Source organism: Romboutsia sp. 1001285H_161024_C4 (assembly GCF_015550185.1).
Taxonomy (GTDB): Bacteria; Bacillota; Clostridia; order Peptostreptococcales; family Peptostreptococcaceae; genus Romboutsia_C; species Romboutsia_C hominis.
Genome location: NZ_JADNAJ010000001.1, coordinates 529,931 through 541,381, shown reverse-complemented (window position 1 = coordinate 541,381; position 11,451 = coordinate 529,931). Strand labels below are relative to the sequence as shown.

Below are 11,451 nucleotides of genomic sequence, written 5' to 3'. Positions count from 1 at the left end.
ATTGTATTATTAAATATAATATTCTAGTATATATATCTATATAAATATTAATAGTTATATTTTTAGTTATTGTATTGTCTATCTCTAACTTTTTCTTTAATATATTTTTCTACTTCTTCTCTAGATATTCCTAAGGCAATTGAAAATTCATCATTAATTAATCCTTTAGCTAATTTCATAAACTTTTCATCTACTTGACCTAGTTTTTTTCCATTATATTTCTTCTTATAAACACCTAATATTACAGCTAATAAATCTACACACTCATAGTTTTTAATAAAACGTTTATATTTAGATTGCAGTAAATTTACATTTTTCTCATTACAATCCATTTCCTCCATGGAAGAAATACCATCTATTAATTGTTGAACTTCTTCATACGTAGAAATTGCTCTCATAAATACATCTGTATCTATTGGTATGAATATTTTTCCATTTTCATATATTGGTTTTAGCGTGTAATAATCCTTTTTATTGTTAATACCTGAAATATTAAGTGGACCTATATCCTCTACTTCACATAATCCACAATTACTATAAATAATAAATTCTCCAATTTTGTACATGCTTTTATCTCTCCTCTTTTATTTTATATATGAAAATAAAACTTAGCCTATTTAACTAGATTTATCTTTCTAAAGATGTACTGTATACTAATATAGTATTTTATTTAAAGTTTGCTAGTAATGTAGATTTTAAGTTTAAATTATTTTCTATATTAAATATTATTAATATTATATTCAACTCTTTATACTGTTATAAATATAAAAAAGATCCCACTAAGGAATCTTTCTAATAACAATGTATATATTATAATATAGTTATATTTTCTGCTTGAGGACCTCTAGCCCCTTTAACTATATTAAAGCTTACTTTTTGACCTTCTTCTAATGATTTGAATCCATCTGATTGTATAGCCGAAAAATGAGCAAAAACATCATCTCCACCTTCAACTGATATAAATCCAAAACCTTTTTCATTATTAAACCATTTTACTATTCCGTTATTCATATAACTTCTCCTATTGAACCTGCATCAAGATATTCTTGACTTGCTTTTGTATCTCTACAATATTTATTATAGCATAAATATATAATAATAGATACTATTATATATTTTTTATTTTAAATCTGTCTTATTTATTTTCTATTAGTATATATTTTTAATTTTTTAAATCTGGCTCAGCTGTTAAAGGTATCGCTTAGGATTAACAGTGTGTTCTCACATTTTAATATAAAATCTATACAACCTAAATAGACCTTAAAATTTAATGGTAATCAAATTCTTTACCAATAAATATAAAAAATATTAATGTGCTATAATTTTTTTTAACTAGTAAATTTTATATTTATTAAAATACAATCTATGGATAAATTACTTTATTAGAGAAAAAGGATTAATATTTAAAATAAAAAATAGTTAGGGAGATATAATTATGATTTTATATTTTAGCGGTACTGGTAATAGCCGATATGTAGCTCGCAAAATTGCACAAGAATTAAATGATGAACTGATATCACTAAATCAACTTATAAAAGAAGAAAAAACAGATGAATTAATATCAACAGATAAACCATTCGTATTCGTATGCCCTACTTATGCATGGAGGTTGCCAATAGTTGTTACGGATTTTATAAAAAATACAAAATTTTTAGGAAGTAACAAAGTTTACTTTGTAATGACTTGTGGAGGAGATACAGCAAAAGCCATAAACTATATTCAAAGGCTATGTAAACATAAAGAGTGGCAACTAAAAGGTATGGCAGAAATTAAAATGCCAGAGAATTACATAGCTTTATTTTCTGTACCAGATAAAGAAACACCAAAACAAATTATTATAGATATCTACTTAAAATACGCTTCTATCAATATTTTTAAGAAGCGTATTTTTTATAGTATTAAATATGTCCTCCATAATCAAAGGAATTACAATATACATCGACTTTATCTATTTCAACATATTCTGCATAGCACTTTTTATTTTCATTATATCTACAATTATGAGCCTCACATTTTATATCAGATGGTTTTGTAGTTGAATCCCCTGTACTATTTACAAAACTGTTATTAGAACTATTAAAAAATGATTCTTTCTCATTAGGACTTCCAGCTAAACTATTTGCTAAACTACTACTCTCTCTATCTACAAAGCTTGTACAACTAGTCCCTTTAACCTCTACTGCACCAAGTCCACTTACATGTATGGCACCTGCCTTACAGTCATAATTTATGTTATGTATACAATCAGTTGCATTACATTTTAAATTCCCACTTTGCATTTTGTTTTCCTCCTTAATAAATATCTATTTTATTATTTCCAAAATACAAAATATAATTCGATTTGATGTGTTTAACTTTATCTAAAAAAATAAATAATATCTATAAAACAGACTATATATGTCCTATTTAAGGTTTATATTAAAAAAAACACTTTATACATTAAGGAATTTTTTACTGTATATAGTGAAAAATATAATATAATAAAATTTTTTATCAAAATTAATAAAGAGGTGCAAATATATGAATAACTTTATAAAACAAGCAGATTTAATAAAAGATGAAATAGTAAATTATAGAAGAATAATTCATAGTAATCCAGAAGTTGGAGCTAAATTACCTAAAACAAAAGCTTTTGTAATAAATACATTAAAATCATTTGGATATAATCCAAAAGAAATTTGTGAAAGTGGTATAATAGCTACTATACAAGGAAATAAACCAGGAAAAACATTTTTATTAAGAGCAGATATGGATGCACTTCCAATGAATGAAGCTACTGAGTGTGATTTTAAATCAACAAATGGATGTATGCATTCTTGCGGTCATGACATGCATACTGCAATGCTTTTAGGAGCAGCTAAGCTACTTAAACAAAACCAAAATCAAATTGAAGGTACAGTTAAATTAGTATTCCAACCAGATGAGGAAGGATTTACTGGGGCTAAAAATATGTTAAAAGCAGGTGTACTTGAAAACCCTAAAGTTGATGCTGCTATGGCTATGCATGTTCACTCTGGAACACCTTCAAATGTTGTATTATATGGATTAGGAACTAGTATAGCAGGATGTATTAGATTTAGAATAGTTGTAAAAGGAACTGGATGCCATGGTGCTCTTCCTGAAACAGGCGTAGACCCTATAAATATTGCTTCTCATATATATTTATCTCTACAAGAGATAATTAGTAGAGAAATATCTCCAACTAAACCAGCAGTACTAACAATTGGTAAATTTGCTGGTGGAGATGCTCCAAATATAATACCTGAAGAAGTTGTTATGGAAGGTACAATAAGAAGTTTAGATAAGGAATTAGGAGAATTTATATTTAATAGAATGAGTGAAATAGTAACTTCAACAGCACAAATGTTTAGAGGACAAGCACAACTTATAGAATTATCTTCTGTTCCACCTCTTACAAATGATACAAATTTAGCTAATGAACTTGGAAACTATGTAAAAGATTTAGTTGGAGAAAAATCTGTTGTTTCATTTGAAGGTGGAGGTATGGGCTCTGAAGATTTTGCATCTTACTCATATGAAGTTCCAAGTGTTTACTTTATGCTAGGTGCAGGTACTGAACAAGAAAATCCACTATATGGGCTTCCTATGCATAATAATAAAGTTGTATTTAATGAGGATATAATGGTTACAGGAGCAGCAATGCATGCTTATTGTGCTATTCAGTGGCTAAAAAATAATAAGTAATTAATTAAAAGGAGAAAGATATGAGATTATTGGAAATACTTTTTTATCTATTAAAAATCAACTCTAAAACTACAATAAAGAATTTAGCAGAGATGTTTAATGTATGTGAAAAAACTATACAGAGAGATTTAGATAAATTATCACTCTTGGGTATTCCTATAATTTCATATCGAGGTGTAAATGGCGGAATAGAAATAGATAAAAATTATATAATAGCTAAATATATACTAACTGACAATGATTATAAAGATTTAATATTGTCACTATATATTTCTCAGCATATAAAACCAGACTTAAAAAAGACAGATCTTATTGAAAAATTCAGGCTAGTTGACTCTGATAGATGTAATAAAATATTAGAAAAACTAAAAGAAATATTTATAATAGACTTAGATGAAGACCAAAGTATTGATAAAAAAGATATATATAAAGTAATTGAGGATGCTATAGATGATAAGTCTTTTGTAAAGTTACAGCTTGAAAATACTATTATGGAAGTATTTCCTATTTCTTATGTTTTAAAAAAGGAAGGATTGTATTTATATTGTTATGATGAGGAGTATAAATTAGTTTTAATGAATATGGTATTTGATGCTTTAAAATGTGATAGATATTACACCGGGTCTATAATTAAATACAATGATAATAAGAGTAAATTAAAAATTATCTATAATTTTTAATTTATGTAACTAGTATACCAAAAATACTTCCAGCATACCTAAAACTTGTGAAATTCTCACAAAAATTCCCTTGGCAAATTCTATTTTACATATAAATAAGGAGGAACGAATCGTTCCTCCTTATTATAGATATTAAACCTTATGCTTTGTCTATATTTAAATAAATTTTATGTTATTGTTCATCCTCTCTAAATATTAATTCACTTTATTTACTTTTAGTGTATTTGATTTAATATACCCTAATAAAAAATAAGGGGAGTATTTTTCATTTTATGTGCCCTTGCTTAAAACTATATACTAGCTCCTTATTTTTAAATAAATATAAAAATACCCTGAAATATTATAAATTAATACTCCAGGGCATTGATTCATTTTTAGTAATTACATTGATACTATTTTACCATCACTAATATTTATAATATTATCTGCACTATTAGCTATTTCATTATTATGAGTTATCATAACTAACGTCTGCTTATACTCATCTACGCAAAACTTTAGAAGCCACATAACTTCATCAGTCGTTTTACTATCTAAGTTTCCAGTGGGCTCATCTGCAAATATTATTGAAGGTTTATTGGCAAGTGCCCTTGCAATGGCTACTCTTTGTTGTTGTCCACCTGATAGTTCATTTGGGAATTTATTTACTTGAGATTCTATTCCTAATTTAACTATTAAATCATCTATATAGTTTTTATCTATTTTTCCTCTATCAATTAAAATTGGTAAAACTATATTATCATAAACATTTATAACTGGTATTAAATTGAAACTTTGAAATATAAATCCAAACTCTTCTCTTCTTATTTTTGATAGCTTGTCATCATTTAAAGTATATAAATCTAAATCATCTATAAATACATTTCCACTCGTTGGTTTATCAAGGCCTGCCATACAATGAAGTAATGTACTTTTACCTGATCCACTTTGACCAACTATAGCTGTAAATTTACCAGGCTGTATTTCTAAATCTATACCATTTAGTGCATATACCTTATTATCATTTTTACCATATATCTTTTCTATATTTTTTATAATTAATTTCTTCATAGCTCTGCTCTCCCTTATCCTTATCTTATACTTTCTACATTTAATCATTTTCTGAAATTCCTTCTGCTATAGATATCCCTTCTATCTTATCCTTAGATAAAAACACTGCAATAAATCCAATAATTATAAAAATTGCAAATAGTATAAGTATCTGATTCCAAGGAATACTATGTTCTATAGTTCTTTCAAAGCTACCTTCTATAAGAGTTTTATTTGCACTTGAAATCCCCCAGTTATGATAAGCTGTTGCAATTACAGCACCTATTGTAGAGGCAACTATTCCGTAAAATTCACTTTCTATTATCAAAGTTTTTTTTATATCCTTAATACTCATTCCAAGGGCCCTTAGTGTTGATATCTCTTTTTTTCTTACAATAATATTACTTCTCATAATAAAAATACTGTTCACAGAAAGTATAAGTAAAATTAAGCACTGATATATTACTGCAAGTCTGTCCTCTGAACTTTGTTGCGCCCCAATAAATTTCATATCTTCACCTTTACCACCAATTGATGAAAATGCATAGTCCTTTGTTAGTTTCTCTAATCTTTTTTCAACTGGGTATAACTCACCTTTTTGAGTCATTACATAAATTTTGTTATAGTCCTTTTGACCTGTTAATTCTTTATAGTCGTCCTCTCTAAATATTACCTGTGCTCCATTAGCATCAACATTTCCATCTTGAGCTGCTGCATAAGCTTCTTTCATAATAGCGCTAACTTCAACCTTAAATGTTTCATACTTTTTTATACCATCTTTATATACAGGTAATTTTATATCTATAATATCTCCAACCTTTGCATCATCAATGACCTTTGCCTCAAATGAATGCGTAATTTTGGAGTTTGTATTGTTTACTAGTATAACTTTTTTGTATCTTCCTTCTTTAACATTTATCAAATTTTTTCCGTCTTCAATAAATAACTCTCTAGTCTTTAACATCTCGTCACTATATCCTCTTATAAGAAGTGGATATTCATTATTATTTTCATCTTTATATAGTTCATTTTTTCTGTTTAATTCATCTTGATATGCCTTAGATATTTTATCTTTAGAAAGTAAAATATGCCCATCAGGATTATAAAAGTTTGGTTCTACACTTTTTACTCCTTCTATACTTTTTATCTTTTCTATCATATCCTTATCAATTTTATAAAATAAACTTTCTGCGCCATTATAACTACCACTTACTGTTTTATCAACACTTCCATAGGACATTCCCCAAATACCACCTGTTATTCCTTCCTCTATATTAGTTTTTAATGTATCTTTTACTGCAAAGCTAACTATAAACATTGTTCCAACCATTGTTATTGCAAGCATTGTTATAATAGTTCTAGGTTTATTTCTCCATATATTCCTAATTGCAATACTTCTAATTATATTTTTTTGTCTTCTATTTTTTTTGCTACTCTTCCCCTTTGATTTTTTTTCATACTTTTCACTAACCTTTATTGAATCAATTATAGACATCTTTACAGCTTTTCTAACTACTATAAAACTACTTATAGATACTGATAATACTGATACTATAAAAGAATAAATTATGCTTAAAGCTTCTATCGTTAACCTAGAGCTGTATCCATATACTATTCTTACTCCAATATATGATACTATTATCCCAAATAATATACCGATTACCGTTCCTAAAACTATATAAATAAGACTAAGCTTTACAAACATATTCTTAATTTTTTTTCTTGACATACCTATTGCTCTCATAAGCCCTATTTGTATTATCATATCTTTAAGAATAATATTAAAAATATTATATATTACAAGGCTAGATACAATTACTAAAAGAATTATCTTCTTAAGATTTTCTAAACTATTCTTAGATATATCTTTTAATAACTTAGCTGCACTAACTTCCGAATTTTCACGTAAATTATCAAAGCTAAGATTTAATTTCTTTTCCATTTCATTTAAAAACTTAGATGTATTTTTTTCAGACTTAAGAAATATTGTTCCTTTATATGTGTCTTTTGTTTTTATTGGAAACTTAGCTCCTTCATATACAAATGCTTGAGTTTTAATTCCACTTATTGAGTTAGATAGAGAACTATAATATCTCTCTGGCTTTTCAAGTATTCCAACAATTTTAAAACTTTTATTAACGCTATCTATCTGATTAGCTCCACTGTCATCAACATACTTATTCATTAACATCATATCTATATTCTTATTTAATGGGTTTCTTATTCCCATCTGCTGTGCAGTTTCTTTTTCTATAACTATTTCTCCATCTTTTCTTGGTTCTCTTCCTACCATCTTGTAATTAAGTGAATCTATAAAACCTTTATTAAATGAGTTCAAATCAAATTTAACACCATTTTTCTTACTAACTATTTCACAGAAATATTTAACTCTATTTGCTGATTTAACTTCAGTATTATTTTCAAGTTGTTTTGCACTATCCATATCAATTCCTTCAAACCATACTTGATAATCACCATGTAAATCTTTTGCTTCTTGAATTTGAGAATCATATCCCGAATCTCTAATTACATTCATTGAAAAAATAAGCATCACTGAAAGTGCAATACTTGATAGTAATGCTATTGTTTTTCCTTTTTGTTCTTTCATATAAGACATTGCTAATTTAAATGTAATCAAATCCTTCCCTCTCTTTCTCCTATTAAATCCTCGCATAAAAAAATGCTACCTTCTTTGTATAAAAGGTAACATTTCTAAAATTTTGCTTCAATATAAGTCCGACAAGTGGTATTTTTTCACCGACAACTAGCATGTCAAACGAATATTTCTATTAAATTTTTACTCAACTGGTATATGAATAGTAGCTATAAACTTAGACTCACTATCCTTAATTTTCAATTCTCCATTATATTTTTTTATTGAAGATTTTATACTATCAATCCCTATTCCATGAAGGAATTTATCTTTTTTAGAAGTAAAAATCTTACTATTTTTAATTATTACTTTATTTGTCTTGCTGTTTTCACATCTGACTACATAGTACCCTTTTATAAAAGTACTTTTTATAGTTATGTATTTTTCTATATTATCATCTATTTTATTGCATGCTTCTATTGCATTATCTATTAAATTTGAAAATATACTACTTATATCAATCATCTCTATAAAATCACATTTCCTAAAATCTATGCCTACATTAAAATCTATATTATTTTCCATACAAACTTTACTTTTTTCATGTAGGATAATATCTAGTAGTACATTTCCTGTGTTATAAATATTTTTAGTTCCTTTTACTTCATCTTCTATATTGTTAATATATTTATTTACATCTTCACTACTATTTTTTAATGATTTTATATTTTCCATATGATTATTCATATCGTGGTATACTTGTCTCATTTTTTCTTGTGAATCCTTAACCATTATATAGTATTTATACTGCATATCTAATTTTTCATTTACAAACTCTGATTTAACTTTTTCTTTTTCTGATTTTATAGAATTTAAAAATATAGATATTAATAATATATTTACTATAAATAAAAGATAAGGAAATGTCTCTTTAATAGTAGCTGAAAATTTAAGCATATCTGAAACATAATAAAAATCAACATTATTTTTAACTACCATCTCATATAAATCACCTATATCTGCAAATGATTTATTTATAAATAAAATTATTAATAAGTTAATTAAAGTGGTTAATGCAATGTATAAATAATATTTCTTATCTTTATAGATATTTTCTAATCTATTATAAAAATAGATGCTAGTCATAAAGATAATAGTACTACTTATAAGCGTTGTTTCAAGTATGTAATCTACTTTTATAATTGAAATTTGTACAAACCAAAAAATACTGCCCCCTACTAAAATATAAACTAAACTATATATTACTGAGCTAACAATAGATTTTCTTGTATTAATTTTATAAAAAATTTTACAAATTAAATATATAGCTAAAAACATTCGTAGTATTTCCTGTAGGTATGCTGTTCCAAATCCTAATCCCATTATAATTGTAAAAATTAAGAATATACTTGTAAGTATATATCTACACTCAAATTTATATTGATAGACATAACCTTTTTTATTCATTATCATAAAGAATGAAACTATAAATATTGTCATGTTTAAAACAGCTAAAATATAGGTACTTACTAACATAATTTAGCCTCTATTACGTCAAAAAATTTATCTTTTGTTTCCTTAAACCTATATCTGCTAACAGGTACTTCCTCACTATTTTCAAGTACTAAAACATACTGTTTTATACTTTTTACATGTTCTAAATTAACTAAAAAGCTCTTGTGACATCTAAAAAATCTACTACAATCTATCTTCTTTTCAATATTAGTCATTGTCCCATTTAGTTTGTAAACTTTATTTAAAGTATGTATAGTTATAGTTTCTTTTTGAACTTCTACATAAGTTATTTCATTTATATCTAATTTCATTTGATTGCCTTGTTCTTTTACTATAATATATTTATTTTTTATATCTATTTCTTTTATGCAGTTTATTATATTTTCTTTTAAATTCTCATATTTGACTGGTTTTATTAAATATCTATAAGCCCTTACCTCATACCCATCTAATGCATATTCTATTAATGATGTAATAAATATAATTTCGACTTTATTATCTAACGTCCTAATTTTTCTTGCAGTATCCATTCCATTAATTTGCCCCATTTGTATATCTAATAAAATTACATCAGTATCATTTGGATAATTTTCAAGCAATGCTTCCCCAGAATTAAATATTTCCAATTTATATTTAATAGATAATTCTTTAAATATTTGATATATATGCTCTTTTAGCAACTCTTGTTGGTCTTTTTCATCCTCACATATTGCTATTTTTATCAATTTACTTCACCCCATGTCCCTTTATTTACGTCCTATGTTAATCCTACATAAATACGCATTATTTATATTATAGTAACAACCTTAACATAAGTAAATAACTATATTTTCATAAAAATCAGCTGGGTAATTTTCATTTTCCACATAAATAAGGAGGAACGAATCGTTCCTCCTTGTTTATCCTATAATTTAATCTCTTTCCCTTAACCCTTGCTCATCTTAAATAGTCCTACTACCAATAGCCTCATCAATATTAATAAGCTTATTAAAGCTCTATATATTTTTACAATACCATACTAGATTTGCTTCTACAAAACTTTATTCTTCAATAAATTGTACCAACTCTTCGTTAAATCTCTCTTGCTGATCATAAAAGGATGCGTGACCGCTAAATTCAAATGGTATAAGCTTTGAGTTTTTAATACTTTGATTTTGTACTTTGCCTAGTGAAAATGGAACAACCTTGTCATGAATTCCATGAATAATTAAGGTTGGAACATTAATTTCTCTTAGATCAGTAAATAACACTTCATTTATCCAAGTATTTGCAATAGCTGCTGTTGACCAACCTGCTGCCTGTAAGCCTAATTGCAAGAACCAATCAGAGAATGGTTTAGTTATATACTGAAAGAAAAAAATGTCACCAAAATCACTCAACATTTTGGGACGATCAGTATATGTTCCCTCAATAATTTTGGTAACCTCCTCTTTTTCTAAACCATATGGGAAATTTGGACGTTTTATAAGGCTAGGTGCTGCTGCAGCAAAAAGAGCAAGTTTAGATACTCCGTATCCTTTATGGCGAGACATGTATCTGATAGCTATAGCTCCTCCAGTTGAATGTCCTGCCAGTGTAAAATTATGTAGCCCTAATGCATTAACCACACATCTAACATCGTCTGACAATCTATCGTAGTCGTAACCTTCATAAGGCTTATCTGACTTACCAAATCCTCTCTGATCTATACCAATACATCTATATCCCATTTTAGGAAGCTGATTAAACTGATATTCAAACAACTTATGACTACCAGACCACCCGTGCAAAAACAAGATTGTCTTCTTCCCCTCTGGGTTAAGATCCTCTACGTAAAGTTTTACATTCGATTCTACTTTAACATAATATCCCATACAAATACCTCCATTAATAGAAAGTCTTTATTAGTAGCTTATTCTTATTGATATAAATATGTAAGTTGTCTTTTGC

10 protein-coding genes and 1 pseudogene are annotated in these 11,451 nt (G+C 26.8%); 3 read left to right on the top strand and 8 right to left on the bottom strand.

Features of this window, described 5'->3' with window-relative positions; all coding sequences use genetic code 11:
• Positions 1–62: 62 nt before the first annotated feature.
• Positions 63–566 (bottom strand): CarD family transcriptional regulator, encoded by a 504-nt coding sequence (locus I1959_RS02810; RefSeq protein ID WP_092926411.1) that lies wholly within the window; start codon positions 564–566, stop codon positions 63–65.
• Between the two features lie 244 nt (positions 567–810).
• Positions 811–1,011 (bottom strand): cold-shock protein, encoded by a 201-nt coding sequence (locus I1959_RS02805; protein ID WP_166505180.1) that lies wholly within the window; start codon positions 1,009–1,011, stop codon positions 811–813.
• A 424-nt stretch (positions 1,012–1,435) separates the two neighbouring features.
• On the opposite strand from I1959_RS02805, the pseudogene I1959_RS15835 reads away from it, so the two are divergent.
• A pseudogene (locus tag I1959_RS15835) lies at positions 1,436–1,855 on the top strand (EFR1 family ferrodoxin); the annotation flags it as partial.
• Positions 1,856–1,898: 43 nt separating this feature from the next.
• On the opposite strand, the gene I1959_RS02795 reads toward I1959_RS15835, so the two are convergent.
• Positions 1,899–2,279 (bottom strand): DUF1540 domain-containing protein, encoded by a 381-nt coding sequence (locus I1959_RS02795; RefSeq protein WP_195237038.1) that lies wholly within the window; start codon positions 2,277–2,279, stop codon positions 1,899–1,901.
• Positions 2,280–2,520: 241 nt separating this feature from the next.
• Here I1959_RS02795 and I1959_RS02790 point away from each other — a divergent pair, with 241 nt between their 5' ends.
• Together I1959_RS02790 and I1959_RS02785 are read left to right on the top strand one after the other, a co-directional pair.
• A complete protein-coding gene (locus I1959_RS02790; protein WP_195237037.1) occupies positions 2,521–3,705 on the top strand; it encodes a M20 metallopeptidase family protein in 1,185 nt (394 codons plus the stop codon).
• Between the two features lie 20 nt (positions 3,706–3,725).
• Positions 3,726–4,385, top strand: coding sequence for a helix-turn-helix transcriptional regulator (locus tag I1959_RS02785; RefSeq protein WP_195237036.1), 660 nt, complete (start codon positions 3,726–3,728; stop codon positions 4,383–4,385).
• Between the two features lie 381 nt (positions 4,386–4,766).
• On the opposite strand, the gene I1959_RS02780 is transcribed toward I1959_RS02785, so the two are convergent.
• From I1959_RS02780 to I1959_RS02760, 5 genes are all read right to left on the bottom strand, one after another.
• Positions 4,767–5,435 (bottom strand): ABC transporter ATP-binding protein, encoded by a 669-nt coding sequence (locus I1959_RS02780; protein ID WP_195237035.1) that lies wholly within the window; start codon positions 5,433–5,435, stop codon positions 4,767–4,769.
• 40 nt (positions 5,436–5,475) lie between these two features.
• A complete protein-coding gene (locus I1959_RS02775) occupies positions 5,476–8,052 on the bottom strand; it encodes an ABC transporter permease (protein WP_243239966.1) in 2,577 nt (858 codons plus the stop codon).
• 159 nt (positions 8,053–8,211) lie between these two features.
• A complete protein-coding gene (locus tag I1959_RS02770; RefSeq protein ID WP_195237034.1) occupies positions 8,212–9,543 on the bottom strand; it encodes a sensor histidine kinase in 1,332 nt (443 codons plus the stop codon).
• On the bottom strand, positions 9,537–10,247 hold the full coding sequence (locus I1959_RS02765; RefSeq protein ID WP_195237033.1) for a LytR/AlgR family response regulator transcription factor: 711 nt from the start codon (positions 10,245–10,247) through the stop codon (positions 9,537–9,539). Before I1959_RS02765 ends, I1959_RS02770 begins: the two co-directional genes overlap by 7 nt.
• A 315-nt stretch (positions 10,248–10,562) precedes the next feature.
• Entirely contained in the window at positions 10,563–11,375 is an 813-nt protein-coding gene (locus I1959_RS02760) for an alpha/beta fold hydrolase (RefSeq protein ID WP_195237032.1), read from the bottom strand.
• Between the last annotated feature and the right edge of the window lie 76 nt (positions 11,376–11,451).

Coding starts and splice junctions, on each gene's coding strand:
- I1959_RS02810 (WP_092926411.1), bottom strand. CDS start 566: ATGTACAAAATTGGAGAATTTATTATTTATAGTAATTGTGGATTATGT.
- I1959_RS02790 (WP_195237037.1), top strand. CDS start 2,521: ATGAATAACTTTATAAAACAAGCAGATTTAATAAAAGATGAAATAGTA.
- I1959_RS02780 (WP_195237035.1), bottom strand. CDS start 5,435: ATGAAGAAATTAATTATAAAAAATATAGAAAAGATATATGGTAAAAAT.
- I1959_RS02795 (WP_195237038.1), bottom strand. CDS start 2,279: ATGCAAAGTGGGAATTTAAAATGTAATGCAACTGATTGTATACATAAC.
- I1959_RS02770 (WP_195237034.1), bottom strand. CDS start 9,543: ATGTTAGTAAGTACCTATATTTTAGCTGTTTTAAACATGACAATATTT.
- I1959_RS02805 (WP_166505180.1), bottom strand. CDS start 1,011: ATGAATAACGGAATAGTAAAATGGTTTAATAATGAAAAAGGTTTTGGA.
- I1959_RS02760 (WP_195237032.1), bottom strand. CDS start 11,375: ATGGGATATTATGTTAAAGTAGAATCGAATGTAAAACTTTACGTAGAG.
- I1959_RS02785 (WP_195237036.1), top strand. CDS start 3,726: ATGAGATTATTGGAAATACTTTTTTATCTATTAAAAATCAACTCTAAA.